The sequence below is a fragment of the Arthrobacter sp. MP_M4 genome (assembly GCF_035984855.1).
Taxonomy (GTDB): Bacteria; Actinomycetota; Actinomycetes; order Actinomycetales; family Micrococcaceae; genus Arthrobacter.
Genome location: NZ_JAXCHX010000004.1, coordinates 1 through 26,550, shown reverse-complemented (window position 1 = coordinate 26,550; position 26,550 = coordinate 1). Strand labels below are relative to the sequence as shown.

At 65.4% G+C, this 26,550-nt stretch carries 25 protein-coding genes; 7 read left to right on the top strand and 18 right to left on the bottom strand.

The window, feature by feature from the left end:
• Window positions 1-52 precede the first annotated feature (52 nt).
• Both RCH15_RS05580 and RCH15_RS05575 read left to right on the top strand, forming a co-directional pair.
• Entirely contained in the window at window positions 53-1,741 is a 1,689-nt protein-coding gene (locus RCH15_RS05580; RefSeq protein WP_326958876.1) for an alkaline phosphatase D family protein, read from the top strand.
• Window positions 1,738-3,027 (top strand): LssY C-terminal domain-containing protein, encoded by a 1,290-nt coding sequence (locus RCH15_RS05575; protein ID WP_326958875.1) that lies wholly within the window; start codon window positions 1,738-1,740, stop codon window positions 3,025-3,027. The genes RCH15_RS05580 and RCH15_RS05575 overlap by 4 nt, the downstream gene beginning before the upstream one ends.
• Here RCH15_RS05575 and RCH15_RS05570 read toward each other — a convergent pair.
• From RCH15_RS05570 to RCH15_RS05530, 9 genes are all read right to left on the bottom strand, one after another.
• On the bottom strand, window positions 3,008-4,519 hold the full coding sequence (locus tag RCH15_RS05570; RefSeq protein ID WP_326958874.1) for a rhamnulokinase: 1,512 nt from the start codon (window positions 4,517-4,519) through the stop codon (window positions 3,008-3,010). The two genes, RCH15_RS05575 and RCH15_RS05570, sit on opposite strands and share 20 nt — an antisense overlap.
• A complete protein-coding gene (locus tag RCH15_RS05565) occupies window positions 4,516-6,552 on the bottom strand; it encodes a bifunctional aldolase/short-chain dehydrogenase (RefSeq protein ID WP_326958873.1) in 2,037 nt (678 codons plus the stop codon). The genes RCH15_RS05570 and RCH15_RS05565 overlap by 4 nt, the downstream gene beginning before the upstream one ends.
• 3 nt (window positions 6,553-6,555) lie before the next feature.
• Window positions 6,556-7,722: an L-rhamnose isomerase gene (gene rhaI / locus RCH15_RS05560; RefSeq protein ID WP_326958872.1), complete on the bottom strand. Its 1,167-nt coding sequence runs from the start codon at window positions 7,720-7,722 to the stop codon at window positions 6,556-6,558.
• A 1-nt stretch (window position 7,723) separates the two neighbouring features.
• Window positions 7,724-8,098 (bottom strand): L-rhamnose mutarotase, encoded by a 375-nt coding sequence (locus RCH15_RS05555; RefSeq protein ID WP_326958871.1) that lies wholly within the window; start codon window positions 8,096-8,098, stop codon window positions 7,724-7,726.
• Entirely contained in the window at window positions 8,095-9,543 is a 1,449-nt protein-coding gene (locus RCH15_RS05550) for an L-fucose/L-arabinose isomerase family protein (RefSeq protein WP_326958870.1), read from the bottom strand. The genes RCH15_RS05555 and RCH15_RS05550 overlap by 4 nt, the downstream gene beginning before the upstream one ends.
• 139 nt (window positions 9,544-9,682) lie before the next feature.
• Window positions 9,683-10,744 (bottom strand): rhamnose ABC transporter substrate-binding protein, encoded by a 1,062-nt coding sequence (rhaS, locus tag RCH15_RS05545; RefSeq protein ID WP_326958869.1) that lies wholly within the window; start codon window positions 10,742-10,744, stop codon window positions 9,683-9,685.
• A gap of 79 nt (window positions 10,745-10,823) precedes the next feature.
• Window positions 10,824-11,906: an ABC transporter permease gene (locus RCH15_RS05540; RefSeq protein ID WP_326958868.1), complete on the bottom strand. Its 1,083-nt coding sequence runs from the start codon at window positions 11,904-11,906 to the stop codon at window positions 10,824-10,826.
• Window positions 11,899-12,945, bottom strand: coding sequence for an ABC transporter permease (locus tag RCH15_RS05535; protein ID WP_326958867.1), 1,047 nt, complete (start codon window positions 12,943-12,945; stop codon window positions 11,899-11,901). Before RCH15_RS05535 ends, RCH15_RS05540 begins: the two co-directional genes overlap by 8 nt.
• Window positions 12,942-14,486, bottom strand: coding sequence for a sugar ABC transporter ATP-binding protein (locus RCH15_RS05530; protein ID WP_326958866.1), 1,545 nt, complete (start codon window positions 14,484-14,486; stop codon window positions 12,942-12,944). The genes RCH15_RS05535 and RCH15_RS05530 overlap by 4 nt, the downstream gene beginning before the upstream one ends.
• A 241-nt stretch (window positions 14,487-14,727) precedes the next feature.
• Here RCH15_RS05530 and RCH15_RS05525 point away from each other — a divergent pair, with 241 nt between their 5' ends.
• Entirely contained in the window at window positions 14,728-15,738 is a 1,011-nt protein-coding gene (locus tag RCH15_RS05525; RefSeq protein WP_326958865.1) for a LacI family DNA-binding transcriptional regulator, read from the top strand.
• A 64-nt stretch (window positions 15,739-15,802) separates the two neighbouring features.
• Here RCH15_RS05525 and RCH15_RS05520 read toward each other — a convergent pair whose 3' ends face one another.
• Together RCH15_RS05520 and RCH15_RS05515 are read right to left on the bottom strand one after the other, a co-directional pair.
• Window positions 15,803-17,266 carry a protein adenylyltransferase SelO gene (locus tag RCH15_RS05520; RefSeq protein WP_326958864.1) on the bottom strand — a complete coding sequence of 488 codons (1,464 nt, stop codon included), beginning with the start codon at window positions 17,264-17,266 and terminating at the stop codon, window positions 15,803-15,805.
• A gap of 9 nt (window positions 17,267-17,275) precedes the next feature.
• On the bottom strand, window positions 17,276-17,590 hold the full coding sequence (locus tag RCH15_RS05515) for a hypothetical protein (RefSeq protein WP_326958863.1): 315 nt from the start codon (window positions 17,588-17,590) through the stop codon (window positions 17,276-17,278).
• A gap of 149 nt (window positions 17,591-17,739) precedes the next feature.
• On the opposite strand from RCH15_RS05515, the gene RCH15_RS05510 reads away from it, so the two are divergent.
• Window positions 17,740-19,401: an MFS transporter gene (locus RCH15_RS05510; RefSeq protein ID WP_326958862.1), complete on the top strand. Its 1,662-nt coding sequence runs from the start codon at window positions 17,740-17,742 to the stop codon at window positions 19,399-19,401.
• Here RCH15_RS05510 and RCH15_RS05505 read toward each other — a convergent pair.
• The 4 genes from RCH15_RS05505 to RCH15_RS05490 form a co-directional block, all read right to left on the bottom strand.
• The gene (locus RCH15_RS05505; RefSeq protein WP_326958861.1) at window positions 19,379-19,759 is read right to left on the bottom strand and encodes a VOC family protein; all 381 of its coding nucleotides are present in this window, start codon (window positions 19,757-19,759) and stop codon (window positions 19,379-19,381) included. The genes RCH15_RS05510 and RCH15_RS05505 overlap by 23 nt on opposite strands.
• A 166-nt stretch (window positions 19,760-19,925) precedes the next feature.
• On the bottom strand, window positions 19,926-21,200 hold the full coding sequence (locus tag RCH15_RS05500) for an MFS transporter (RefSeq protein ID WP_326959137.1): 1,275 nt from the start codon (window positions 21,198-21,200) through the stop codon (window positions 19,926-19,928).
• Entirely contained in the window at window positions 21,197-21,454 is a 258-nt protein-coding gene (locus RCH15_RS19075) for a hypothetical protein (RefSeq protein WP_409017541.1), read from the bottom strand. Before RCH15_RS19075 ends, RCH15_RS05500 begins: the two co-directional genes overlap by 4 nt.
• Window positions 21,455-21,467: 13 nt before the next feature.
• Complete coding sequence (locus RCH15_RS05490) at window positions 21,468-22,406, bottom strand: 5'-3' exonuclease (RefSeq protein WP_326958860.1); 939 nt, start codon at window positions 22,404-22,406, stop codon at window positions 21,468-21,470.
• Between the two features lie 96 nt (window positions 22,407-22,502).
• Between RCH15_RS05490 and RCH15_RS05485 the strand changes: the two genes are divergently transcribed.
• Entirely contained in the window at window positions 22,503-23,468 is a 966-nt protein-coding gene (locus RCH15_RS05485) for a cytochrome P450 (RefSeq protein ID WP_326958859.1), read from the top strand.
• A gap of 14 nt (window positions 23,469-23,482) precedes the next feature.
• Here the strand turns inward: RCH15_RS05485 and RCH15_RS05480 are convergent, their stop codons facing one another.
• Entirely contained in the window at window positions 23,483-23,914 is a 432-nt protein-coding gene (locus RCH15_RS05480; protein ID WP_326958858.1) for a DUF7793 family protein, read from the bottom strand.
• A gap of 125 nt (window positions 23,915-24,039) precedes the next feature.
• Here RCH15_RS05480 and ligD point away from each other — a divergent pair, with 125 nt between their 5' ends.
• Window positions 24,040-25,284, top strand: a complete 1,245-nt coding sequence (gene ligD / locus RCH15_RS05475) for a non-homologous end-joining DNA ligase (protein WP_326958856.1) — start codon at window positions 24,040-24,042, stop codon at window positions 25,282-25,284.
• Window positions 25,285-25,335: 51 nt separating this feature from the next.
• On the opposite strand, the gene RCH15_RS05470 is transcribed toward ligD, so the two are convergent.
• On the bottom strand, window positions 25,336-25,731 hold the full coding sequence (locus RCH15_RS05470; protein WP_326958854.1) for an HsmA family protein: 396 nt from the start codon (window positions 25,729-25,731) through the stop codon (window positions 25,336-25,338).
• 198 nt (window positions 25,732-25,929) lie between these two features.
• Here RCH15_RS05470 and RCH15_RS05465 point away from each other — a divergent pair, with 198 nt between their 5' ends.
• Window positions 25,930-26,190 (top strand): hypothetical protein, encoded by a 261-nt coding sequence (locus RCH15_RS05465; RefSeq protein WP_326958851.1) that lies wholly within the window; start codon window positions 25,930-25,932, stop codon window positions 26,188-26,190.
• 17 nt (window positions 26,191-26,207) lie between these two features.
• On the opposite strand, the gene RCH15_RS05460 is transcribed toward RCH15_RS05465, so the two are convergent.
• Window positions 26,208-26,483, bottom strand: coding sequence for a metal-sensitive transcriptional regulator (locus tag RCH15_RS05460; protein WP_326959136.1), 276 nt, complete (start codon window positions 26,481-26,483; stop codon window positions 26,208-26,210).
• Between the last annotated feature and the right edge of the window lie 67 nt (window positions 26,484-26,550).

Genomic DNA, 26,550 nt, shown 5'->3' with positions numbered 1-26,550 from the left:
CATTTTCTGTCTGACCATGGCAGCGTCCGGGCCGAGCAGGTACAAATGAGTCATGACGACCTCACCCTTGGTGCTCGGCCCGATAATGCGCTACGTGGATGAGACGTCGGCCAGCATCTGGGTCGAGACCCGTGCCGCTGGCAGGGTTTCTGTACGCGCCGGAGACACGTCCTGGGAGGCCGCGACTTTTTCGGTCCACGGACACCACTACGCGTTAGTGGAGCTGGAGGGACTTGAGCCCGGGACCGTCACGCCGTACGTCGTCGAGGTCGACGGAACCGAGGCTTGGCCCGATCCCGCGTCGGGCTTCCCGCCGCCGGCCGTCGCGACGCCGCAGACGGGCAAACCGCTACGGATGGCCTTCGGCTCCTGCCGGACAAGTGTCCCGCATGATGCAGCCGGTAACCGCAGCCACGGTGTGGACTCGTTGCGCGCGTACGCCCTGCGGATGGCCTCCGGCGGTGACTTGCCGTGGCCGGACCTGATCGCTTTCCTGGGGGACCAGGTGTACGCGGACCTGACGAGCGGTCAGATGCAGGAGTTCATCCGCACCCGACGCGATATCACCGAACCTCCCGGGGAGGAATTGAAGGATTACGACGAGTACGCCCACCTCTACTATCTGGCGTGGTCCGACCCGGCCAACAGGTGGCTGCTCTCCACCCTGCCCAGCGCCATGATCTTCGACGACCACGACATCCGCGATGACTGGAACACCTCGCACAGCTGGAAGGAGAAGATGGAGGCCACGTCCTGGTGGCATGAGCGGATCGTCGCGGGGCTTGCCTCGTACTGGGTCTACCAGCATCTGGGGAACCTGTCGCCGGAGGAACGGGCGTCGGATGCCGTCTGGCAGCAGATCACGGCGCACACGGGCGACGACGAGATTGACATAAGCGCGGAACTTGACAGGTTCGCGGACCGGGCCGACCAGGACCCGCAGTCCTACCGATGGAGCTACAGCCGGGACTTCGGGGACACCCGGCTGATCGTGGTGGACTCGCGCGCCGCCCGGGACCTGGCGCCAACCCGCCGCGCCCTTGTCGATCAGGCCGAAATGGCCTGGCTCGACGACCGGTTGCGGGGCGGTTTCCGCCACGTGCTCGTGGCAACATCTCTGCCGTTTCTGCTGCCCATGGGTCTGCACTACGTCGAATCCTGGAATGAATCGTTATCCCAAGGCGCCTGGGGGAAAGGCGCAGCCCGGGTGGGCGAGAAACTGCGCCAGGCGCTGGACCTGGAACACTGGGGCGCCTTCCAGAACAGCTTCCAGGAGGTCGCGGCCATGGTGGCCGATGTTGCGGACGGCAAGCGCGGGCCTGCACCGGAAACCATCGCTTTCCTCTCCGGGGACGTGCACTACTCGTATGTATCCGAGGTGGAGCGCTCCTCGGGCAGCCGGATTGTTCAGGCCGTCTGCTCCCCCATCCGCAACCCGCTTCCCCGGCTGATGCGGTCCTTCGCGGCCGTCATGTCCTACGGCCTGGCAACGCCGGTGGGGGCCTTGGTGGCGCGCTCGGCCAAAGTCCCGGACCCGCCATTTCGTTGGTCCGGGATCAAGGGCCCCTGGTTCGACAACAACCTTGCCAACCTGGAAGTGTCGCCGGAGGGGCTGAAACTGTGGTGGCAGACGGGGGTGGTTCATGACGGAGACCACCTGCACCCGCGCCTGGAACGCGTGGCCTCCATCACGGTGTCTCCGCGGGGAACCAGGCGCTCCGGCGAGGGGCCGACGCCGTGACCACAGCGGAGCGCACGTCCGGGCGGGGCCAGCGCCCCAACCCGGACACGGACACCGTGTTGGACACCGGGTTGTTCGTTTTCAGTGGCGTGGCCGCCGTTTGGCTGGCGACCATCCTGCTTGAGGAGAGCCTGCAACGGGGCAGGTTGTGGTTCGCGATCGTCTTCTGGGCCGTCCTTGCCTATCTGGTGCTGCCCCGGCTGCACCGGATCCTGACGCGCATCTACCTCCCCGACTACTTCATCGGCCGGGCCCGGACCAGCGACGGACTGTTGGGGGACCCGGTCAACCTTGCGCTGCTCGGGACCGACAACCAGGTCCATGCCGCCATGCGACGGTCAGGCTGGACGCTCGCTGACGACGTCGACCTGGCCAGCAGCCGGCGGATCATCACCGCAACCCTCACGCGCCGAAGCTACGACGAAGCACCCGTCAGTCCGCTCTTCCTCTTCGGCCGGCAACAGGACTTCGCCTATCAGCAGGAGATCGACGGCAATCCCGGCAAACGGCACCATATCCGCTTCTGGCGCTGCCCGCCAGGATGGGTGCTCCCGGGCGGAGTCCGGGTTGATTGGCTGGCGGCCGGAACATATGACCGCGCGGTGGGGTTGTCCTTGTTCACACTCCAGATCACCCACAAAATCGAGGAGAACACCGACGACGAAAGAGATTACGTGCTGGCCTCCCTGCGGCGGGCTGTCACCGAAGCCGGCGTCGTGGTGCTCCGCGATTTCTCCACCGGCTACCACGCGCGTAACGGCGGTGGTGACACCATCTCGACGGACGGGCACCTGCCGGTGGTCGACTTGACTCGGGTCAAAGGGGCCCGCACGGACGGCCAACGCCCACGGGCCGGCAGCCGAAGCATGCGCCCGGCGCCCACGCTCTTCGGCGGTTGCCTCGTCTTCCTCCGGGGCATCGCAGCCGTCGTTCTCGCCGCGTCAATGGTGCTGGGCGACGCCTCCGCCGCTACGGCGACGACAGCCGACGAGCCGCTGCCGGCCACCGCCACCGTCATCGCGGTCTTTGGCTTCGGTGAGATGCTGCTGGCATGGCTCATCCTCCGGGGCGGAAACCGTGCCAGGGACACTGCCATGCTGCTGAGCGTTGTCGCTATTACCGCACAGGCCGCAGCGGTGCTGAACGGCGGCCCCAGTGTCACCTTCGAGACGAACCTTGTCGGACTCTCCCTGGACATCCTCCTGATTATCGCCCTTTCCAGCCAGCGGTCCCGCACCTATGCCCGGAGTTCCGGTCCGGGGTCATCTACGCCGGACCGGGCGTGACGGGCGGCAGTGCACCGCCGTCCGGGATGGCCGGAAAATACCGTGACAGAAGTGTGCCGCCGGCAACCAGCTTCCTCAGCTCAGCCAGGCCGCCCTGGACAGCACCAGCGGCACGGGCCTGAACCAGCACGTTTCCAAGGGCAGTGGCTTCGACCGGCCCGGCGACGACGGGCCTGCCGGTGGCATCGGCGGTGAGCTGGCACAGCACCCCGTTCTGCGACCCGCCACCGACAATGTGGATGACGGCGATGGCCCGGCCGGTGAGACGTTCGGCGTCGTTGATGGTCCTGGCATAACCGGCCGCGAGGCTGTCCAGGACGCAGCGGACGACCGCTCCGGGCTCGTCCGGTAGGACTGCACCGTTTTCGCGGGCTGCGGCGCGGATCCGCTCGGGCATGTTGCCGGGGGCGGTGAATGCCGGGTCATCGGCGTTGACCTGCGGTCCGCCGGCCGGCAACGCTGCTGCGCTGTCCAGCAGGGCACCCAGTGACTCCGTACGGCCCTGGGCCGACCAGGCCCGCTGGCATTCGCTGAGCAGCCAGAGTCCGCCGACGTTGCGCAGGTACCGGACGGTGCCGTCGACGCCGCGTTCGTTGGTGAAGTTCGCCAGCCGGCTCGCCTCGGTGAGAACCGGGTGTTGCAGTTCCACGCCCACCAGCGACCACGTGCCGGACGAGATGTAGGCGAAGTCCTCCGTCTGCGTCGGCACTGCCACAACGGCCGAGGCTGTGTCGTGCGAGCCGACGGCGACCACCTTGGTCTCCGCCGGCAAACCCAGCTGCGATGCCAGGGCCGGCAGCAGCCTGCCCAGGGATTCACCGGGCTGAATCAGCGGCGGGAACAGATTCCGGGGCAAACCAAGTGCGGTACGGAACTCCATGGCCCACTCCCCTGTGACGGCGTCGAGGAGCCCTGTCGTGGAGGCGTTCGTGACCTCCGTGCGGCGTTGTCCGGTGAGGAAGAACCCGATCAGGTCCGGAATGAGCAGGGCCTGGACATTGGAGACATCCGCGTCGCTGGCGAGCTGGTAGATCGTGTTGAAGGACAGAAACTGCAGCCCCGTGGTCGCGTAGAGGCGTGCAGGGTCCAGCCGGTGGTGGACCGCAGCAACAGCGTCCCGGCTCCGGTCGTCCCGGTAGCTGAACGGCTGTGCTGCCAGCTGGCCTGCAGCATCCACCCGGCCGTAGTCCACGGCCCAGGTGTCAATCCCCAGGCTCACGATCCGGTCCCCGCGTTGCGCCGCGGCTGCCGCGGCAGCCGCCAACCCGGTGAGCACCTCCGTGAACAGTGCGGCGAAGTCCCAGCGCAGGCCGCCGTCGGACTCCACCACTGCGTTGGGGAACCGGTGGACTGTTTCCAGAACAACTCCCGCGTTCCCCTCCTGTTGTGTGATCCGGCCTAGGATGACGCGGCCGGAGGAGGCGCCAATGTCGACGGCCGCGAACACGCTGCCGGTGTTCGACGCTACGCTCTCCGAAGGCGCAGCGGTCATCGGAGGAAGGCGGTGGCAACGCCCGCGTCCACCGGGATATGCAGCCCGGTGGTGTGCGAGAGTTCGTTGCCGGTAAGCACGGCGACGGCGTTGGCCACATTCTCCGGCAGGACTTCGCGCTTGAGCAGGGTGCGCTGGGCGTAGTACTTGCCGAGGTCCTGTTCGTCCACACCGTAGACAGCGGCGCGTTTGGCTCCCCAGCCGCCGGCGAAGATCCCGGACCCGCGCACCACACCGTCGGGGTTGATCCCGTTGACCCGGATGCCGTGCCCGCCCAGTTCGGCGGCGAGGAGCCGGACCTGGTGGGCCTGGTCGGCTTTGGTGGCGGAGTAGGCGATGTTGTTGGGGCCGGCGAAGACGGAGTTTTTCGAGGAGATGTACACGATGTCCCCGCCCATGCCTTGGTCGATGAGAACTTTGGCAGCCGCCTTGGAGACCAGGAACGAGCCTTTGGCCATGACGTCGTGCTGCAGGTCCCAGTCCTGCTCGGTGGTTTCCAGGAGCGGTTTGGAGATGGAGAGTCCCGCGTTGTTGACCACGAGGTCGAGCCCGCCGAAGGCCAGGACCGCCGCGTTCACCGCGGACACCACCTGGGCCTCGTCAGTGACATCGGCCTGGACGCCGATGGCAACGTCGGTGTCCCCCAGCACTGCCGCGGCGGCCCGGGCGTTGTCCAGGTTCAGGTCCGCGATGACGACGCAGGCGCCCTCTGCGGCCAGACGGGTGGCGATGGCTTTGCCGATGCCCGACGCCGCCCCGGTCACCAGCGCGATGCGGGTGGCGTGGGACTTCGGTTGGGGCATCCTGGCCAGCTTGGCTTCCTCCAGCGCCCAGTACTCGATCCGGAACTTCTCGGCTTCCTCGATCGGGGCGTAGCGGGAGATGGCCTCGGCACCGCGCATGACGTTGATGGCGTTGAGGTAGTACTCCCCTGCCACCCGGGCGGTTTGCTTGTCCTTGCCGTAGGAAAACATCCCCACGCCGGGAATCAGCACAATCGCCGGGTCCGCGCCCCGCAGGGCGGGGCTGGCGGCATCCGCGTGGCGGCGGTAGTAGGCCTGGTAGTCCGCACGGTAGGCGGCGTGCAGTTCCCGCAGGCGGCTGAGCGATTCCTCGAGTGAGGCGTCTGCGGGCAGATTTAGGACCAGGGGTTTGACCTTGGTGCGCAGGAAATGGTCGGGGCAGGAGGTGCCCAAGGCACCGAGGCGGGGGTGTTCGGCCCGTTCGAGGAAGTCCAGGACGGCGGCGTCGTCGGTGAAATGCCCGATCACCGGTTTGTCGGTGGAGGCCAGGCCGCGAATTACCGGTGCCAGGGCGGACGCTTTGGCGGAGCGCTCGGCTTCCGGCAGGGCGGCATATCCCGGAAGTTTCGGGCCGAAGGGGTCGGGCCGGCCGTGTTCGGCAATGTACTTTTCGGCTTGCTCGATGATCCACAGCGAGTTCGTTTCCGCGTCCTCGCTGGTGGCGCCCCATGCGGTGGTGCCGTGGCCGCCAAGGATGGTGCCGATGGCTTCCGGGTTGGCGTCTTTGATGGCGGCGATGTCCAGGCCCAGTTGGAAACCTGGGCGGCGCCACGGCACCCAGGCGACTTTGCCGCCGAAGATTTCTTGGGTGAGGGCTTCCCCGTCGGCGGCCGTGGCGATCGCGATTCCCGCGTCCGGATGGAGATGGTCCACGTGGGCGGCGTCCACCAGAGCGTGCATGGCGGTATCGATTGAGGGGGCGGCGCCCCCTCTGCCGTGCAGGCAATAGTCAAAAGCCGCCACCATCTCGTCTTCACGTTCGACTCCGGGGTAGACATCCTTCAGCGCCTGCAGCCGGTCCAGGCGGAGGACTGCCAGGCCGTCAGCGGTGAGGGTGCCCAGGTCCCCGCCGGAGCCTTTGACCCAGAGGAGCTGGACGTCTTGTCCGGTGACCGGGTCCTTGTCAGTGCCTTTGGCGGAGGTGTTTCCGCCGGCGAAATTGGTGTTCCGCTTGTCGGCGCCGAGGCGGTGGGAACGGGCTACCAGCTGGTCAACAGTGGATTTTGCCATGGTCTAGGCTCCCCATCCGGCCTGGTGGCCGCCTTGGCGGTCGGTATTGATCTTTTTCTGATATCCGCTGGCGGCAAATGCCGCCAGCGGATCGGCGGGAAGGCCCCGCGATTCGCGCCATTGTGCCAGTCCGGGGCGTACATCGGTGTAGAACGCGTCCATCAGCACCGCGTTCGCCGCGAGGACATCCTCCGCGTTCTGTGCCGCCTCAAGGGCTGCCGTGTCAACGAGCAGGGCCCGTGCCGTCATCTCCTGGACGTTGAGGACGGAGCGGATCTGCCCGGGGATTTTCCCTTCGATGTTGTGGCACTGGTCCAGCATGAACGCCACCCCGGCGGCCGGCTCCAGGCCGCCGCCGCGGACCACTTCGTGCATGATGCGGAACAGCTGGAACGGATCCGCAGCGCCCACAATGAGGTCGTCATCGGCGTAGAAGCGGGAGTTGAAATCGAAGGAACCCAGTTTCCCCAGCCGCAGGAGCTGCGCGACGATGAATTCGATATTGGTTCCCGGTGCGTGGTGCCCAGTGTCCAGGCAGACCTTGGCTTTCTCACCCAGGGCAACGCAATGCACGTAGGACGTACCCCAGTCCGGCACGTCGGTGTGGTAAAACGCCGGTTCGAAGAACTTGTATTCCAGCACCATCCGCTGGTCCTCGCCGAGGCGGTCGTAGACTTTGCGCAGGGATTCGGCCAGCCAGTCCTGGCGGGCCCGCAGGTTGCCTTGACCAGGGTAGTTGGTGCCGTCCGCCAGCCAGATCTTCAAGTCCTGCGAGCCGGTAAGGTTCATCACCTCCAGGCACTCGTACATGTGGTCCACGGCCTTCCGGCGCACGGCTGGGTCACTGTGGGTGAGGCTGCCGAACTTATAGTCGTCGTCCTGAAAGGTGTTGCTGTTGATTGTTCCGAGTTTGACCCCCAGTCCCTCGGCAAATGATGCCAGGGCACCGAAGTCATCAACCTTGTCCCAGGGGATGTGCAGCGCCACCGACGGCGCCAGACCGGTCAGGGCGTTGACCTGGGCTGCGTCGGCGAGCTTCTCTTCGACGGACCGTGGGGTCCCCGGCGTGGCGAAGACCTTGAACCGGGTACCGGAGTTGCCAAACGCCCAGGAGGGCAGCTCAATGCTTTGGTGTTCGAGGGTGGTGAGCACGTTCGTTGGAATGGACACGTCAGTCTCCTAGGGACTTGGACCGGGTGAGGGCGGGTGCGGCGGCCAGCTGGTCCTCAAGGTTGAAAACTTCGGTCAGGTGGAGGAACCCCTCATCCGGGGCGCCATTGAGGTCTTCGAAGAAGCCGGACATCTCCGCTTGCCAGCGGGCGTTGACATCCGTGGCAGCCATCCGGGCCTGCGCCTGGGCAAGGTCATCGGTTTCGAAGTAACCGATGAGCAGCCCGTCGGGGCGAAGGAAGAGCGAGTAGTTGTTCCAGCCGGAGGATTTCAGGGCCCGGAGCATGTCCGGCCACACGGCGGCGTGCCGGGCCGTGTATTTGGCGACGAGCTCAGGCTTGACTTGGAGCTGGAAGCAGACGCGGCGGACGCTCATGGCAGGACCACGTGCCGGTGTTCGATGCCCAGCAGCGAGGCTGCCGCCTTGATGTCCGCTGCACGGTGTCCGATGCAGAGGGCCCAGTGGTGCCCGACGCCGCTCTGGCTCCACCGGTCCACCCAGAGTCCCGGGTCACCGCCGAAGTCCACCCGCGAGGTCGTATTGCCGATCGCCAGGAGCGGGCCCGGCACTACCTCACCTTCGGAGGTGATGAACACGTAGCGGCCGTCCGGGTCCTGGCCCAGGCCGAAAGTGGTGACCGGGCCGCTGCGGACGTCGAATTCAACAGAGACTCCCCAGCCGCGTTTGCCGTGGAAGACGCCCAGCCCGCGGAGCAGCGGTTGCTGCGCCGACACGGCCAGGTGGGCGGGGCCGTCGTGGCCCATCTCCACTACGTTGTCAAAGAAGTTGAGCGCTTGGATTTCGGTGAATGATCCGCCGGCACCCATGGCCTGGGCGGCCAGCATCGCGATGGAGGTGCGCAGCTCAAATTCGCCGGCCATGGGGATGCCGCGGGCGGTGAGGATGGAGGAGCCCAGGATCATGCCCGCGCCCAGGCGTTCGTGCTGTTCGCCGGCGAGGCCCCGGTGGTAGTACGCCACGGAATCAAGGTCGAAGTCCGCCACGAGCCGGTCCAGGCCGACGGAAACTTTGGCACCCCAGGCGAAGTCGTCGTTGTCGACGGACGCGTCCAGGACGAACAGTTCCCGCGCGAGGTTGATGCGGTCGGTGACCTCGGCGTTGGTGACCTCGTTGACCCGTTCACGGAGGTCGTCGAATTCCAGCACCTCGATGTGGGAGCCGAAGGTGGTGGAGACGGTGGTGAGGTCGGTGGAGACATCAAGCATGCCCGGGTACAGGTGTCCCATGAGTCCGTGGCGGGCATTCCGCAGCCGGGCGCGGACGCCGGCTGCATGCACCCACGTGCTGATGCGTTCCCAGGCTGCTTCCTGTTTCAGGTGTCCGGACACGGACCGGAAGTCGATGCCGGCGCGGCGGAAGACATTGGCGACCTCGGGGACGGGGCACTGCCCGCAGTAGGCCAGCCATTTGCCGGTGTCGAAGTTGGCGTGGTCCATCGCCTCGGTGGGCTGCAGGTCGATTACCAGGACCGGAGTCTTGGCCCGCTGGGCGATCGGCAGCACCATCGAGGATGTCAGGTAGGTGGTCAGGAAGATGACGATAAGGTCGCAGTCGGCTACCCGCAGTTTTTCCCCCGCCGCGGCTGCTTCCTGCGCATCGGAAATGAAGCCGGTGTCCACGACGTCGGCGTCGAGTTCCTGAAATCGGGTGGTGATGTAGCGGACGGATTCCTGCAGTTGCGGAAGCAGCCCGGGAAACTGGGGCCAGTAGGCTGCGAGGCCGCCGGAGACCAAGCCGAGGCGGGTGGGCCGGCGCCGGTGCGGCTGGAGCAGCCGGACGGCCGGTTGTTTCTGGTTCATGTGGTGGTGCCTTCCGGCATGGACAGGGAAGCGGTGGGGTTCGCGACACCGCTCCCGGAAAGGATGGTGCGGGGGTAGCGCCGGGCAGGCTGTAGCCAGCCTGCCCGGCAGCGCAGCGATGGACTCGGGGGGAAACGGCTCAGAAGTCGTACTTGTCGATGTTGGCGGCGTTGAAGACCGTGGGCGGCCCGACGATGACGAGGCCACCCGTTTCAACCTTGCGTTCGCCCAGCTCGCCGGCTGTGAAGGTATCTCCCTCGGCGCCGGTGATTTTGCCGTCCTTGAGCGCCTTGCCGGCGAAAGCTGCAACGTAGCCCAGCTGGGCCGGATCCCAAAGGGCAAATTCCTTAACCGTCCCGTCCTTGACGAAGGGCCGCATTTCGTTGGGCAGGCCCAGCCCGGTGAGGGCAACTTTGCCCTTGTACTCGGAGGTGGAGAGGTACCGGGCGGTGGCGGCGATGCCAACGGTGGTCGGTGAGATGATGCCCTTGAGGTTCGGGTGGGCCTGCATCAGGCCCTGGGCTTCCTGGAAGGACTTGGTGTCGTTGTCGTCGCCGTAGACCTTGGCCACGAGTTTGATGTCCTTGTACGCGGGGTTGGAAGCCAGCTCCTCCTCCATGTATTTGATCCACTCGTTTTGGTTGGTGGCGTTGGCCGTGGCGGACAGGATGGCAATTTCACCGCTGCCTCCGATCTGCTCGGAAATCAGTTTGGTCTGGATCAGCGCCACGTCCTTGGCCACCACTTGGCTGATGAAGACGTCGCGGCAATCCGGGTTGGCGTCGGAGTCGAACGCAACGATCTTGGCGCCCGCCGTGCGGGCTTCGCCAAGCGCTGTACAGACTGCGTCCGGATCATTCGCGGCAATGACAATGACGTTGGTGCCGGCCTGCGTTTCGGCATTGATGAAGGAAACCTGGCTGGAGGCGGATGCCTCCAGCGGTCCGACGACTTGGGAGGAGGCAAAGCCTGCTTCCGTGGCGCCTTTCTTGCCTCCGCCCAGGACCACGTCGGTGTAGGGGTTGTTAAGCTGCTTGGGGATGAAGGTGATCTTCAGGTCCCCTCCCGCGGCGGGGCTGCTGCCACCGGCAGATCCCGAGCCGCTGTTGCAGGCAGTCAGGGCTAGCGCGGCGGCAGCGGCGACAGCCAGCATTCCCGCCAAACGGCCGTTCTGGCCAGTGCTCTTGCGGTTCAACATCATTGTTTTTCCTTTTTCTTGTGCGGTCGGTTCAGCCGGTCCTTTGTGGAGGCGGTTGGGGTGATGCGGTGGGTACAAATGGTTAGGTGTTACCTCCGGTCAGGCTCCGGCGGACGCGCCGGCTATGGCGCCATTCCCGGATTGCCGTGCCGACGCTTGGCGCCACGACCGAGACGATCAGCAGGAGCCCGGTCACCGTGATGAGGACGACGTCGGACACGCGGGCCAGGCGGAGCGCGTAGTTCAGGGTGCCGATCAGCAGGACACCGGCGATCACGCCGGGGATGGATCCCTTCCCGCCGAAGATCGAGACACCACCGAGCAGGACAGCGGCGATGACGGCAAGTTCCAGGCCGGACGCGTTGTCGCTGCGGGCACTGGTGTAGCGCAGGGTCCAGTAGATTCCGGCCAGGGCGGAGACCACACCTGACGCTACGTACAGCCAGAATTTGCTGCGGGCCACCTTGATGCCTACAAAGCTGGCGGCTTCCTTGCTGTAGCCCATGGCGTAGAGTCCGCGCCCAAAAGGCGTGAGGTGCAGCAGGACCCCGAAGAAGATGATCACCGCCACCACACCGATCATGACGGTCGGGATCCCCGTGCCGCCGAGTTTGGAGGTGAAAAAGGCTGTGAGGGTTTTCGGGAAGTTGGCTACGGCGTTGTCGCCGATGATGACCAGGGCCAGGCCCCGGAAGAGGGCCAGGGTGCCGATGGTGACGGCAAGGGACGGCAACCCCAGCACCGCGATCAGGAATCCGTTGAACATTCCGGCCGCGAAACCGGCCAGAACACTGATCCCCAGCACCAGCCAGATGTCCATGCCGCCGGCCCAGAGCACCCCCATAAGGGCACTGCTCAATCCTGCAATGCTCGCGACGGATAGATCGATCTCACCGGTAATGATGATCAGGGTCATCGGCATGGCGATCAGCAGGACCGGAATCACGTCCAGAAGCAAGAACCCGGTGGTGACCGGTGAGGCGAATCTCGGGATAGCGGTGGCTGCGTAGATCAGGAAAGCGATGAGCGCATAGATGGTGATGGCATCCCGACCCGCGAGGACCCGCGCCGCCCCGGTCCTGCCCTTGGGCTCGGAGGCCAGCGGCCTGGTGCTGTCAGCTACCGGCGCCGGAACTGTGCCGGCGGTGGATGTTGTCTCAGACATTGCGAGCCTCGCTTACCCGAAGTTTCCTGGCCGTCCGCAGACTCGCCACGCGGTCGATGATGATGGCTGTCAGGATCAGTACTCCCACGATTGCCTGCTGCCAGAACTTGTCAACCCGAAGGGCGGTCAGGGAGCTGGTGATGGTGGTCAGGAGCAGGGCGCCGAGGGCGGCTCCGGTCACCGAACCACTGCCTCCGAAGATGGCCACTCCCCCGACGACGGCGGCAGCTACGACTGTCAGCTCCAGACCGGTGCCGGTGGTGGCGCCGACGGAGTTGAACCGGCTGGCGTAGAGGACGCCGGCCAGGCCCGCCAGGGCGCCGTTGGCCAAAAAGGCCAGGAACACGCGCTGGGACACCTTAATGCCGAAGGCGGTCGCCGCGTCCGGGTCCGAGCCGATGGCGTACAGGTCCCGCCCGGGGCGGGTGCCGGCCATGTACACCGCCACCACGGCGACCACCAGGATGGCCACCAGGGTAATGATGGGAAACCCCAGGATGGTGTCCACCGAGAGCGCACCGAAAGCCTCCGGCCGGTCGCCGGCGAAGTACTGTTTTCCCCCCGCCCAGGCGTTGTTCAGGCCGCGGAAAACGTACAGTGTTCCGAGGGTGATAACGAGTGCAGGAACTTTGGCTGCGGTCACCAGGAGGCCGTTGACGGCCCCGAGAAGGGCGCCGAACGCCATGCCGATTCCGAACACCGCCACAATCGGCAGATCTGGCATCGCGGAGAAGATGGAGCCGGTGCCGAAGGCTACCAGTCCCAGCATCGAACCCACCGAAAGGTCAATATTCCGCGTGATGATCAGTAAGGTCTGGCCCGCTGCCAGGATCATCACGATCGTGGCGTTAAGCAGCAGGTCTTTGACTCCTTGCGGGGTGAGGAACAGCGGGTTGATCAGGTAGGTGACGAACACCAGCAGCACCAGCGCGATGATGACGGGGAGTTCCCGCAACCGCAGCGTCGAGGCGACCGCACCCCGGGCACCGCCGGCGGGCACCGCCGTCGTGGGCTTCTTGTGGTCCAGGGCTGAGCTCACGAGGTTCCTCCTGCGGAAGTGGTGGCCGCGTGCATCACGGATTCCGGGGTTGCCGCTGAGCGGTCAAGTTCGGCGGTAATCCGGCCTTCGCGCATGACAAGCACCCGGTCCGCCATGCCGAGCACTTCGGGCAATTCCGAAGAGATCATGAGAATCGCGATTCCTCGCCCCGCGAGGTCGGAGATGAGCCGGTGGACCTCGCTTTTCGTTCCGACGTCGATGCCGCGCGTGGGCTCGTCGATGATGAGCAGTTGCGGGTCCGTAGCCAGCCACTTGGCGAGAACCACCTTTTGCTGGTTCCCGCCGGAAAGGGTGGAGACGGCGTGCTCCTGCGATCCCGCCTTGACCTGTAGCTTCTTGCTCCAGTCCTCTGCGGCCCTACGTTCGGCGGCGCCGCTGATCAGTCCTGCGGTCGCCAGCTTGTTGCGCAGGGTGAGGGTGACGTTACGGGCGACCGACAGGTTCATGACCAGTCCCTGTTTGCGGCGGTCCTCGGGAACGAATCCCATGCCCGACAGGATGGCCGCCTGCGGGTCGCGTGGCTTGAGCTGGCGGCCCCGGAAACTGATCCCGCCGGCGTCGTAGGGGTCGATCCCGAAAACGGCGCGTGCCACCTCGGTGCGGCCGGCGCCCACCAGTCCGGCCAAGGCCACGATCTCGCCGGCGCGGACGTTAAAGGTGATATCGCGGAAGACACCGGCCCGGCTGAGCCCGTCGACTTGCAGGACGGTGTCCCCAATCTCTGCGACCGTCTTGGGAAAGAGCGCCTCGACGTCCCGTCCCACCATCTCCCGAACGATTGCCGCGACGGTGACATCGGCCGTCCGGTGGGTGGCGATATACCGGCCGTCGCGCATGACGGTGATCCGCTCACACAGGGCGAAGACCTCGTCGAAGCGGTGGGAGATAAAGAGGATGCCTGTTCCTTTGTCCCGGAGCGCGCGCGCCACGGCGAAGAGGCGCTCCACTTCCACGCCGCTCAGCGCAGCCGTCGGCTCGTCCATGACAAGGACTTTGGCGTCGAGCGAAATGGCCTTGGCAATCTCAATAATCTGCTGGTCTGCGATGGAGAGCCCTTCGGCAATCCTCGCCGGATCGATGGGGACGCCGAGCCGCTCGAACAGCTTGCTGGCCTCGCGGACCATCGCGGCCTTGCTGATCAGGCCGAACCGGCCTTTGGGTTGGCGCCCGACGAAGATGTTCTCCGCCACGCTGAGGTCCGGGAAGAGCGTGGGCTCCTGGTAGATCACGGAGATACCGGCGGCCTTGCTCTCACCGACGTTGCGGAATTGGACGCTTTCCCCGCTGACCCTGAAGTCGCCCGAGTCCGGATGGTGCAGGCCGGCCAAAATCTTGACCAGGGTGGACTTGCCGGCGCCGTTCTCGCCGACGAGGGCATGGATTTCACCGGGCAGTATCTCGATTGTCCCGTCGGCCAGCGCTATTACCGGTCCGAAAGTCTTGGACGCGTGGGAAAGGGTGAGCGCCGGCCCTGGTCCATCCGCGGTGGGACCGGACCGGGAGCTGTCTGTCTGCTGCATAGAGATAACCGCACCTTTGAGGCTGGGAGGACTTCAAATGAATCGTTTCAGAGCGTTGTGATTTGTATCATATGAGCGCAGAGTCCCCGCCGTCAATAGGTGCGGGGCACCGGACGCCGAAGTCTTAGAACGTTCCATTGAAAGGGTTCAACCGTGTCCGGGGCGGGTATCCTGAGGGCACAACATCGGTACGCAACTACGCCCGCTCAAGGCAGCGGCACCCGCATTCAGGAGCTCAGGAATGGTTTCAGCCAGCGTCAAGGATGTCGCGGCCCTTGCCGGTGTCTCCGTCGGAACGGTGTCCAATGTCCTGAACCGGCCGGAAAAGGTCTCCGCAGAGGTCACGTCACGGGTGCAGTCAGCGATCGACAAGCTAGGGTTCGTGCGCAACGACGCTGCCCGACAGCTTCGGGCAGGCATGAGCCACAGCGTTGGACTGGTCGTACTGGACGCCGCAAACCCTTTCTTCACCGACCTGGCCCGCGGCGCGGAAGACCGGGCGGCGACCGAACATTTCACCGTCCTGGTGGGCAACAGCAGTGAGGATGCGGGACGGGAGGCAGCCTATCTGGATCTTTTTGAGCAGCAGCGTGTCCGTGGAGTGTTGATCTCCCCCGTGGGCAACGTGATCGCCAGACTGGAACAACTGCGCCGGCGGGGAATCCCCACAGTCCTGGTCGACCGGCAGACGGACAACCTGAGCTTTTCTTCAGTTGCAGTCGATGACCTGGCCGGCGGAGAGATGGCCGTCGCCCACCTGCTGTCCCTGGGCAGGCGGCGGATTGCCTTCGTGGGCGGCCCGGAGAGTATCCGCCAGGTGGCCGACAGGCTTTCCGGGGCGCGTAAGGCGATGAAATCGGTTCCTGATGCCACCTTGGAAGTTTTCGCGACGGAATCCCTGACGGTCCTCTCGGGCCGCTCCGCAGGCGAAGCCATCCGGTTCCGCCCGCTGGCCGAAAGGCCGGATGCAATCTTTGCCGCCAACGATTTGCTCGCGGTGGGCGTCCTGCAGGGCCTGATGCTGATGGGCGGCGTGCAGGTTCCACGGGAGATAGCCCTGATTGGCTACGACGACATCGACTTCGCGGCCGCCGCTGTGGTCCCGTTGTCCTCCATCCGGCAGCCCAGCGCGATGATTGGCTCGACAGCGCTGGAGTTGCTGCTCCGGGAGGCAGCCCCGGATCCGGGCTTTGTCCCGCAGCAGATTGTGTTTCCGCCGGAACTGGTGGTCAGGGCATCCACACTGAGCTGAGGTCAGCGGCCCTGCTTTCGGGGCCGACGGCATCTGGCCGCCCAGGGGCAGGAGCCGGCGCGGTTCAGGTTCCGCAGAATGTCCGGTACGCGCCGAATTCCGGGGGTGCCGCTGCCGCGTACTTCTCCTGGCCCGGACGCGCGGCATAGGGGCTTGTTACGGCATCCAGGAGTCGTTGGAACGGAACCAGGTCTCCCTCCGTGGCGGCATCAAGCGCCTCCTCGACCAGGTGGTTCCGGGGAATGTAGACGGGGTTGACCCGGTCCATTGCGTCGGCATCGGGGCTCACGGTGGCCCATTGCTCCGCCCACGCGGTGAACGCTGCCGGATCCGAAAACATGTTCCGCGCGGGGGCACCGTTGCCGCGGGCGGCCGCGCCGAGATTCCGGAAGAAGGAGGTGTGGTCGGGCTGGCCCTCCTGGAGAAGTCCGAGCAACCCGTCGATGACTGACGCTGCCACGTCGTCGTCCAGGTCATCAGCCAAGCCGATTTTAGCCTTCATGCCCGCCGTCCAGGCGGCGCTGTACTGCTGGCGGAACCTGGGAAGGGACTCCTGCGCGAGGACCACCGCCTGCTCCTGATCGTCGTGCAGCAGGGGCAGAAGGGCCTCCGCAAGCCGCGTGAGATTCCATTCTGCGATAACGGGCTGATTGCGGTAGGCGTAACGTCCGGTTTCGTCGATGGAGCTGTAGACCGCGGCGGGGTCGAAGGCGTCAAGGAAGGCGCAGGGACCGTAGTCGATGGTCTCACCGGAGATCGTCATGTTGTCAGTGTTCATGACGCCGTGAACGAACCCGACCAGCATCCACTGAGCCACCAGGGACGCCTGCGCGGCCATCACCGCTTCGAACAGGGCGAGGTAGGGGTTCCGGGCCTCGGCAGCGCCGGGGTGATGGCGGCTTATTGCGTGGTCCGCAAGGCGGCGCAGCAGCTGTAGGTCGCCCGTGGCCCGGGCGTACTGGAAGCTGCCGACCCGCAGGTGGCTGCTGGCGACACGGGTGAGCACTGCTCCTGGCAGCATGGTTTCGCGGGCAACAGGGCGTCCCGTGGCCACCACAGCGAGCGACCGCGTAGTGGGGATGCCCAGTGCGTGCATGGATTCACTGATGATGTATTCCCGAAGCATCGGACCGACAGCGGCTTGGCCGTCTCCGCCACGGGAGAAGGGTGTGCGTCCGGAGCCTTTGAGATGCACGTCGTGGAGGAGTCCGCCGGGGTCCGTGATTTCACCCAGCAGGAGGGCACGCCCGTCGCCGAGCCGGGGGGCGAATCCACCGAACTGGTGGCCAGCATAGGCCTGCGCCACAGGAGTGGCGCCGGAGAGGACCAGGTTGCCGATCAGGAACCGCACCCCGTCCGGCCCCTGAAGATACGAAGGGTCGAAGCCGAGCTCCCTGGCCAACGGCTCGTTGAGAACCAGAAGCCGCGGGTCCGGGGCCACCTCCGCCTGCCAGGGGATGGACATCTCTGCCAACTCCGTGGCAAAGAGGCAGTCAAAACTGATGGTGGATTCGGCAGCGGCAGTCATACCCCAAGATTATCCCGGGGAACCGCCGGCAACCACTTCCTCGATGGCCACCGTCTCCACGATCCTGGTGGACGGCTCACCCACCAGTGACGGCGCCGTCACTCCGGTCTTCCACGTGTCGTTCTGCAGCCGCCCCAGGAAGTCCACCGCGGCTTCCTGGGTATCAAAGTCCATCTCCAGCATCACGTAGTCCTGCTGGTCGAGCGGGCGGGAGATCCGGTATGACCGCACCCCGGAGGCCGCACGATTCAGCGGATCACTGTCGAATGCGCTCCTCCACATGTCGAAGTCCCGGACCTGGTGTTCAATCTGCAGCGTAATCATGGGCCACTCCTGACGACGGTTCTTGAGGCCCCACTCTAGGTCACGGAGGCCGCCCGAAGTAAGGTGCGGTTCTTGACAGTGCGCCCGAGTGCGCGGAGCATGGCGCTCATGCGCGCGAGGACGTCGGGTACACGCGACTGGATGGAACCATGAGTTCCGGGGTGTCGACCACTGCCCGGAGAGGCTCCGGGCTGGTGCTGGTGGTCCTCGGTAGCGGCCAGTTCCTGATGACGCTTGACAGTTCGGTGATGAACGTTTCGATGGCCACGGTGGCTGCCGACCTGGGAACGACGATCACCGGCATCCAGACGGCGATCACCCTCTACACGCTGGTCATGGCATCACTGATGATCACCGGCGGCAAGGTGGGGACCATCCTCGGGCGCCGGCGGGCGTTCGCGCTGGGTTTGGTCCTTTACGCGGTCGGCTCGTTGACCACGGCTCTGGCCCCCAACCTCGCCGTCCTTCTCATCGGTTGGTCCCTCTTTGAGGGGATCGGCGCTGCCCTGATCATGCCCGCCATTGTCTCGCTGGTCGCGGCCAATTTTCCGCCGGAGCGCCGCGGCGCCGCCTACGGACTTGTAGCTGCGGCAGGCGCCATGGCGGTCGCCGCCGGCCCTCTGATCGGCGGCGCCGTGACGACTTTTGCTTCCTGGCGGTATGTCTTCGTCGGCGAAGTCGGCATTGTCCTGCTGATCCTGCTGGTCCTGCGCCGGGTCGAGGACATTGCTCCGGCCAAGGTCCGGCTGGATCTGGCGGGCTCCGGATTGTCCATCCTCGGACTCGGAACGGTCGTTTACGGCGTGCTGCGCTCCGGCGAGTGGGGCTGGGTGCAGGCCAAGCCTGGAGCGCCGACTCTCCTTGGCCTCTCCCCCGTTGTGTGGCTGCTGATCGGCGGGATGCTCGTTCTGTATCTGTTCCTGCGGCGGACCACGCACCTGGCTTCGGTAGGTGGCGACCCGTTGATCGACCCCGGGCTGTTTCGAAACGAGCGTCTCACCGGCGGCCTCAGCGTCTTTTTCGCGCAGTTCCTGGTGCAGGCCGGCGTGTTTTTCACCATCCCGCTCTTCTTGTCCGTCGTGTTGGAACTGAGCGCGCTGGAGACCGGAATTCGGATCTTTCCACTGTCAGTTGCCCTGATACTGGCCGCCGTCGGCATCCCCAAGGTCAGACCGCAAGCCAGCCCCCGCCGCGTGGTCCGGTGGGGGTTCTTCCTGATGATCGCCGGCATCCTGGTCCTCGTGGCCGGGATGGACCCCGGCGCGGATGCACGCATTGTCGCCGTGCCCATGCTGCTCATGGGTTTCGGGCTGGGTGCTCTGTCGTCCCAATTGGGTGCTGTCACGGTCTCCGCCGTACCGGACTCACAATCGGCAGAGGTCGGCGGGTTGCAGAACACTGCCACCAACCTCGGGGCTTCCATGGGCACCGCGCTGATCGGGTCGGTGCTCATCGCCACCCTCGGCACCTCACTCATGGCAGGTATCCAGGACAATCCCGCCGTTCCCAGCCAGGTGCAGGACCAGGCTAAGGTCCAGTTGGCCAGCGGCGTCCCCTTCCTGTCCGACACCCAGCTGCGGGGCGCGCTGAATCGCGCCGGCGTGGACCAGACGACGGCTGATGCCGTCATGTCCGTCAACTCCGTCTCCCGGCTGGACGCACTGCGGACGGCTCTTGCCCTGAGCGCGTTGCTGGCGATCGCGGGATTGTTTATGACCGGCCGGCTCCCTAACGAGGCCGTCAGTGCACAGGAGGGCCCGCCCGCTGCGCTCGCCGCCGATGCCGGAGCTATTGGCTCTGAGACAGATTGAGGATGTTGCCCTCGCTGTCGAGGAACCACGCGGCCTTGCCAACCGGCGTCGACGCTATTCCGTTCTCCGTTTTCAGACCGGGAAAGTCGTACTCCTCGAAGACAACACCGCGGGCGCGCAGGTCTTTGACCTCGGCCTCGATGTCGTTGGTTTCCCACCCCATCTGGGTGTTCTTCGCAGTTCCGGCATTGCCCGTTTGATAGAGAAGGAACGCCGTGCCTTTGCCGCAGCGGTATATCAGGTTTTCCTCGTCCATGGACTCCGCCGGCTCCAAACCGAGCACGTCGCGGTAGAAGTTACTCGCCCGGACGATGTCCTTCGCCGGAAGGACTGCTATGACATCAAGATCCTTCAACATGATGGTATCTCCCTTTTTGGTCAGCCTTGATCGGGTTCCCGGCAGCCACCCCAGCCGCTACCCGCCAGCTAAATGGCCGTTCGGCGCCCACCCGGCGCAGGTGCTGATGCGCACCATCGTAGGCTCAGGCGCTGGAGAGTCAATACGTCGATGAACCCGCCGTCGGCTACGACGGCTGCGCGTCCGGATTCGTTCCGCTGGCGGGGACAATGGCCTGATCGGCGGGGTTGCGCTGCCGGCGGCTGGCCAGCAGGAAAGGCACCGCAATCAGTTCAATGATGCCGCCAATCGCCAGTGAGGCTGCGTAGCCGTAGACGTCCGCCGCCCGGCCGAGCAACGGTTGCACGGCCACTCCACCGCTTGATCCCATGAGCGAGTCGAAGCTGAGGACTGTGGCCCGTTGTTTGGAGGCAATCATGTCATTCAAGTAGGCCTGGCGCACGGGAGTGCCTGCGGACGAGACCAGCGCCCAGACCGTCAACAGAACCAGCGCCACCCAGAACACGCGGCTCGACCCCAGGGCCACCAGAATCAAGGAACCGGCAACGCTGCTCATGATCATCACCGTCGTGCGTCGGCGGACCAGACGCCGGACCCGCGGCGCCAGCCATCCACCCAGCACCTGCGCACCGGCCACGATGGCTGCTGTCAGCCCGGCAACGGAGTAGGCGTGCGGATCACCGAAGAGCTCCAGCAGGTAGGGCTGGAGGGCATAAAACACGTAGATCCCGACGCCGGCGGTGAACGGCGCGGCCAGCATCACATACCGTACTGGCGGATTCTTCAAGCCGTTCTCGATAGAGGCCGACAGCACGGCGCGGACCGCTTCCAGCGGACGGGCCGAGCGTTCCGGCGTGAAACCGACGTCACGCATGAGCCTGAACGCCACGATGAACATGACCACCAGTACCCCCACGCGCAAGAGGAACGGCACGCCGAGGTTGGTGGCCTGCGCGATGACGCCTCCGGCCACCGAGCCGATGAGCATGGCTACGCCCGACACCATCAGTCCGCGGCCGAGCACGGTTTCGAGCCCGCCCTCGTATCCCGAGAAACGCAGCGCGTCAACGAGCCATGCCTCAACAGCTCCGGAAAAGAAGGTGAAGCCCAGACCCAGCAGGACCGATACGAGCGCCCACCACCAAAACGCGGCCGAAAGCTGCCAGAGCAGGTAGTAAAGGTAGGTAGACAGTGCGAGCGTCGCGGTGCCCAGCAGGAACGATGTGCGGCGTCCCCAACTGTCGGCGACAACTCCCGTGGGGACCTCAAACAGCACCATCCCGGCGGTGAAAAAGGCGTTCGCGGCAAAAGCCTCAAGATTGCTGAGACCGGCGTCCAGCAGAAAGAGGGTGTTGATCCCCCAGATGAAGGACGCCGCAAGGGTATTGCCCAGCGTCAACGTGAGATAGATGCGCTGGATGGTCCGGGCGCCGGCGCTCATGGGGTCCGACGCGGTGTTCCGGCGAAGGTCTCGCACCAGCCCATTCTCGTCTTCTCAGGCAGCGCGCGCCAGAGACGGTTGAGCGCAACCGGACCGGAGAGGTCCACATGCCAGTGTCTTGACTCGGTATCCGAGGGATCGAAGCTGGGCTGGACGGGCAGCCTGTCCTCGGCGTCGGTATTTTTGACCTCGATGGTGCTTCCATTGCGGGCCGTGGGGACGTCCCCGACTTTGTCCGCGGAACCTGAGGGCATGTTGTTTCCCGCCTCAACGCCGCCCGTCGAGCGCTTCGAGAAGGCGCTTGGCCGAGGCGCCCAGGTTCCAGTCGGTGGCGAGACGCTCGAGTTCTGCCCGCGGGTCATCGGCGACGGGGCGCAGCTGCGCGCCCGCCTCCTCGAGTGTCGGCAGTTCGAGGTCGCGCACCACCTTGACGACGGCGGGCGCGGCCGCGAGGTAGTCCGTAGCCGCCGCCAGCCTGGACCGCACCGACCGGGATACGCCGCTGTCCGCCTCCGCCGCGGCTGCGAGCAGTCCGTCAAGCGTGCCGAACTCTCCGAGCAGGGACGCAGCGGTTTTCTCGCCGATGCCGGGCACCCCGGGCAGCCCATCGGAGGCGTCACCGCGGAGGGTGGCATAGTCGGCGTATTGCTGGGGCAGCACGCTGTACTTGCCGACGACGGTCACCTCGGTGAGGATCTCAAGGTTCTTCATGCCGCGCGCCGTGTAAATTACCCGCACCTGGCGCGCGTCGTCGACCACTTGGAAGAGGTCGCGGTCGCCCGTTACGACGTCGACGGGTAGGCCGGCGTGGCTGGCGTAGGTGCCTATGACGTCATCCGCTTCGTGCTCTGTGGCCCCCACGACGGCGATGCCCGCCAAATCCAGCACCCGGCGAATCAGTGGAAGCTGCGCCTTGAGCGCGTCCGGTACCACCTCCAGGTCGGGCGCTCCCGCAACTATCTCTGCTACCCGGTGCGCCTTGTAGCCGGGGATGAGGTCCACCCGCCACTGCGGACGCCAGTCATCATCCCAGCACGCCACCAGATGCGTCGCGTCGTACTCGGTCGTGAGGCGGGCGATCATGTCGAGCAGACCGCGGACGGCGTTCACCGGTGTGCCGTCGGCGCGGCGAATGGTATCGGGAACGCCGTAGAAGGCACGGAAGTACAGCGACGCGGTGTCGAGCAGCATCAGTCGGTGGGACATACCTGATTCTGACACGGCAGTTCAACACCAGGCTGAACCGTAGCGGTCCCCGAGCTACTAGGCTGTGACTGCGACGATCCGTCCGAGTCGGCACACTTGTTCTCAGCGAGCCTCATCACCACCGACCCGCCGCGCCACCGGCAGCTGCGCTCCCTGGTAACGCAGGCATTCACACCCAAAGCCGTGGACGCGCTAGCACCCCGCATTGCTCAGCTGACGGAGGAGCTTCTGGCGGGCATCGCCGGACTCGGAACGGCCGACCTGATCCACGCACTGGCATATCCGCTGCCGGTGATCGTGATCTCTGAACTGATGGGCGTGCCTGCCGAGGACCGCGACCGCTTCAAGCCGTGGTCCGACGTGATCGTTAGCCAAACCCGCACGGGCGCGGTTGACGAGGACCACCAGGCGACTAACCGTGAGATGACGGAATACTTCCTGGACCTGATCACCCAGCGTCGAAGCCGCCCCGGCAATGATTTGATCAGCAACCTGCTTTCCGCCGAGATCGACGGGCAAAAACTCAGCGTTGAAGAATTGCTGGGATTCTGCAGCCTGCTGCTCGTCGCCGGCAACGAGACAACCACCAATCTGATCGGCAACGCCGTTCTCTGCTTTTTGGAAGTTCCCGGCACCATCGAACGGTTACTGAAGGAGCCGTCTCTTCTTCCCCAGGCCATCGAAGAAGTGCTCCGCTTCCGGTCTCCCGTGCAATCCATGTACCGGGTGGCGGTCGCTGACACCATGCTGGGTGATGTTCCGATACCGGCCGGCGCCCCGCTCGTGGCATGGATCGGCTCTGCGAACCGCGACGAGAGGCAATTTCCGCGACCTGCCGCGTTCGACGTCGACCGGAACCCGAACCGGCATCTGGCGTTCGGCCACGGCATTCACTTTTGCCTCGGCGCTCCGCTGGCACGGCTGGAAGCGCGGACCGCGCTGGAAGAAACCCTACAACGGCTGCCCGGCCTGGCACTCTCCCCGGGAGAAGATCTGGAACGGATGGATAGCACCATCGTCTATGGGCTGACGGCGCTGCCGGTCAGCTGGCAGGTGGCCTGATCCTAGGACTGAACCTAGGACTGAACCGAACGGGCGGCGGAGTGGGTAACCGTTCCTCCGCCCACATGGTGTTCGCCCGCGCCGACAAAACCGCCCAACCACTCCAAGGCCTCCGCCCGCGAGGTGAAGTAGGCGTGCGGGCAAAAGTCGTGGCGCGCCAGGGCGGCCCCGGCGACGTTGTCGACCACCGTCGATCCCAGCAAGGCGACAGCGGAGACGGCCCGGGCGCGTTCGAGGGCGTTTCTTGCGCCGGCGCTCATGGTCACGTCAGAGATTTCCACCAGCAGGGGCAGCGCCCGGCCAGCACTCAGGTCATGCAATAACTCGATGCACTCGGCCGCGTCATCGGCGTCGACGTGCGACCCGGGCGCCCAGACCACATGGTTGAACCCGGGTCCGGCGACGCCGAGCCTCCCCTTACCGCCTGCGATCAGAAACTTTTCCACGCTACCCCCTGGCACGTTAAGATACGCGTTCCCTGACTTCGCGCACACCGCCACGCCGGGCAGCCGCCCAACATGTCAGCAGCACAGCCCTAGTAGGAGCATCCAATCGTTGCTAGCGTATCGGCATGAATCCCTCGAAGACGCCCGCCGAGATCCTTGACATCGACGGCGCCGAGGTTCGGATCTCGAGCCCGGACAAGGTGCTTTTCCCCGGGCCTGGGCTGACCAAGCTCGACGTGGTGCGTTACTACCTCGCGGTGGCTGATGGTGCACTGCGGGGCGCCGGTGGACGGCCCATGGTGCTCAAGCGCTTCCCCAAAGGAATCGCCGCCGAGCCGTTTTTTCAGAAGCGGGTGCCGGAAAACCACCCCGACTTCATCGACACAACGACACTGCATTACGCGTCCGGGACATCCGCCGAAGAGGCTGTCATCCGGAGTGCTGCAGGCCTGGCGTGGGTGGTGAATCTCGGGTGCCTGGACCTCAACCCGCACCCCGTGCGGGCCGAGGACCTTGAGCACCCCGACGAACTCCGGGTGGACCTCGATCCAATGCCGGGGGTTGACTGGTCGCAGATCGTTGACGTCGCCTGCGTCGCGCGGGAGGTGCTCGACGACGTCGGGCTGGTGGGCTGGCCGAAGACGAGCGGTTCCCGGGGACTCCACATCCTGGTGCGCATCGCACCCCGGTGGTCGTACCGCGACGTGCGGCTCGCCGCCGAGGCGCTTGCCCGGGAGGTCGAAAAACGCGCGCCGGGCCTCGCCACCGCACGGTGGTGGAAGGAAGAGCGCGGCGAGAGTGTGTTTGTCGACTTCAACCAGAACGCCAAGGACCGCACCGTGGCGTCGGCGTATTCCATTCGGCCCCTGCCCGACGCCCGGGTCTCGACGCCGCTCACCTGGGGCGAAGTCCGCTCCGCCCGGCCGGAAGAGTTCACGGTCCGCACCGTGCCCAAGCGCTTCGCCGCGCTCGGGGACCCGCACGCCGGGATCGACGACGCCGTCGGTTCATTGGAAGGACTCCTCACCTTGGCCGCTGAGTTGGGCCCCGCCGAGAAACCGCCGCGCGGCGGGGACGGCTCGGGCCGGCGCCAGTCGGTGATGCCCCTGATTGAGCTGGCACGCACGAAGACCAAGCCCGAAGCGTTGGCGGCGCTCGAGGAATGGAAGACCCGGCATAAGGACATTCTCCCGGTGCTGCATCCTGCTGACATTCTCGTGGATGGAATGCGCGGATCGAGTTCGCTCTGGTACCGGGTCCGGGTGAACCTGCAGCATGTTCCCGAAAAGGATCGTCCGGCTCAGGAGGGGCTCATTGCTGACTACGACCCCTGGGCGGGCAGAGCGTGGCCGGGCCACCCCGGGTCCTGACTCGGCGATGTTCTTTCCCACTCCGCGCCCCGTCCTGGGGAGGGGTCGTGCTCAGCCCAGGCTGGTGCCGACAGCCCCGGTGAGGTAAGGAACGAGCCAGATGCCCCAAACGATGAGTGAAAACTTGTGGAAGGCTTTCTTTTCGGCTTGATGATTGCGCAGCAACACAACGACGGCCCACGTCAGGTGGACCAGCATTAGCAACAATGCTGCCGCCCCGGTGACGGCCATGACGGCGTTGAGGCCGGTACCGATTCCACCGTCCGTGCTGCTGCCGGATTCGGCAAGTCGGGTCATAAGGAAGGTTCCACTGCCGTCGCAGATCAGGCCAAGTGCGAAGAGGCCCGCGTGCCACCAACTCAACACGCGCTGGAGATGCTCCGACCATACGCCGATCGAGTAGAAGACCAAGGCAGCGGTGATGAAAATGATCGCAGGCAAGAGCATATTGGGAGACTACGGGCGCAATGAGGTCACCGGATCATCCAAACGGTTGATCTGTTGCACGGCGATGGGGCACGCTCCTGCTTTCCCGGCCGGCCGTGAGTCTTGAGACCTATATGCACAGCGGCAAGTTTTTCCACCATTGGTAGACAAGCACTGTCCCGCCTTTCTCCGGGACCGGCCGTCAGGAAGGTCGCGGAAATGGACGTTTCGGAAGCATCGGCAGCAGTCACTGGAGTCAACGCTGAAGCCCTGACCGCACTGCCATTCGAGGACCGGCGCGATTTCGCGATTGCACAGCATGGCTTTCTGGCAAAACGCGAGCCCGGCGCCGTTCACGCCGCCGACGGAACGGTGGTGTGGGACAACGACGGTTACTCCTTCCTTTCGGGGGAAGCACCCGACACGGAGCACCCAAGCCTTTGGCGTGAATCGCAGCTGAACAGCATGCAGGGACTCTAGGAGGTGGTCCCAGGCATCTACCAGGTGCGTGGATTGGACCTCTCGAACGTCACCGTCGTGGAAGGAGATACGGAGTGGAGATCGGGTTCCAACTCGCGCCGGGCACGGATGATAAGGCATTGTTCGAGGCTGCTGGCGATGATCGCAAAGCCGGCCCGGTCCGGAGCCTTCGAGACCGCGGCGAGCCCGGTCGCGATGTCCTTGCAGCCCCTCTCCTCCAGCATGCGCGTCAGGCCTGCGAGCTGACCACCGGGGCCCGGCGCCAACCACTTGCAACATACCCCCCAGGGTATTAGGGTTGGTGGTGGAGACAACGGAGGATCCGCTCCCGGAAACCCCCACCGCCCAACGAAAGAGAGC

Bases quoted from the DNA above. Each gene is read 5' to 3' on its own strand.
- RCH15_RS05510 (WP_326958862.1), top strand. From the start codon at position 17,740: ATGAGTTCCGGGGTGTCGACCACTGCCCGGAGAGGCTCCGGGCTGGTG.
- RCH15_RS05550 (WP_326958870.1), bottom strand. From the start codon at position 9,543: ATGAACCAGAAACAACCGGCCGTCCGGCTGCTCCAGCCGCACCGGCGC.
- RCH15_RS05555 (WP_326958871.1), bottom strand. From the start codon at position 8,098: ATGAGCGTCCGCCGCGTCTGCTTCCAGCTCCAAGTCAAGCCTGAGCTC.
- RCH15_RS05505 (WP_326958861.1), bottom strand. From the start codon at position 19,759: ATGTTGAAGGATCTTGATGTCATAGCAGTCCTTCCGGCGAAGGACATC.
- RCH15_RS05470 (WP_326958854.1), bottom strand. From the start codon at position 25,731: ATGCTCTTGCCTGCGATCATTTTCATCACCGCTGCCTTGGTCTTCTAC.
- RCH15_RS05465 (WP_326958851.1), top strand. From the start codon at position 25,930: ATGGACGTTTCGGAAGCATCGGCAGCAGTCACTGGAGTCAACGCTGAA.
- RCH15_RS05565 (WP_326958873.1), bottom strand. From the start codon at position 6,552: ATGGCAAAATCCACTGTTGACCAGCTGGTAGCCCGTTCCCACCGCCTC.
- RCH15_RS05540 (WP_326958868.1), bottom strand. From the start codon at position 11,906: ATGTCTGAGACAACATCCACCGCCGGCACAGTTCCGGCGCCGGTAGCT.
- rhaS (WP_326958869.1), bottom strand. From the start codon at position 10,744: ATGATGTTGAACCGCAAGAGCACTGGCCAGAACGGCCGTTTGGCGGGA.
- RCH15_RS05580 (WP_326958876.1), top strand. From the start codon at position 53: ATGACGACCTCACCCTTGGTGCTCGGCCCGATAATGCGCTACGTGGAT.
- ligD (WP_326958856.1), top strand. From the start codon at position 24,040: ATGAATCCCTCGAAGACGCCCGCCGAGATCCTTGACATCGACGGCGCC.
- RCH15_RS19075 (WP_409017541.1), bottom strand. From the start codon at position 21,454: ATGCCCTCAGGTTCCGCGGACAAAGTCGGGGACGTCCCCACGGCCCGC.
- RCH15_RS05530 (WP_326958866.1), bottom strand. From the start codon at position 14,486: ATGCAGCAGACAGACAGCTCCCGGTCCGGTCCCACCGCGGATGGACCA.
- RCH15_RS05525 (WP_326958865.1), top strand. From the start codon at position 14,728: ATGGTTTCAGCCAGCGTCAAGGATGTCGCGGCCCTTGCCGGTGTCTCC.
- RCH15_RS05570 (WP_326958874.1), bottom strand. From the start codon at position 4,519: ATGACCGCTGCGCCTTCGGAGAGCGTAGCGTCGAACACCGGCAGCGTG.
- RCH15_RS05490 (WP_326958860.1), bottom strand. From the start codon at position 22,406: ATGTCCCACCGACTGATGCTGCTCGACACCGCGTCGCTGTACTTCCGT.
- RCH15_RS05520 (WP_326958864.1), bottom strand. From the start codon at position 17,266: ATGACTGCCGCTGCCGAATCCACCATCAGTTTTGACTGCCTCTTTGCC.
- RCH15_RS05515 (WP_326958863.1), bottom strand. From the start codon at position 17,590: ATGATTACGCTGCAGATTGAACACCAGGTCCGGGACTTCGACATGTGG.
- RCH15_RS05500 (WP_326959137.1), bottom strand. From the start codon at position 21,200: ATGAGCGCCGGCGCCCGGACCATCCAGCGCATCTATCTCACGTTGACG.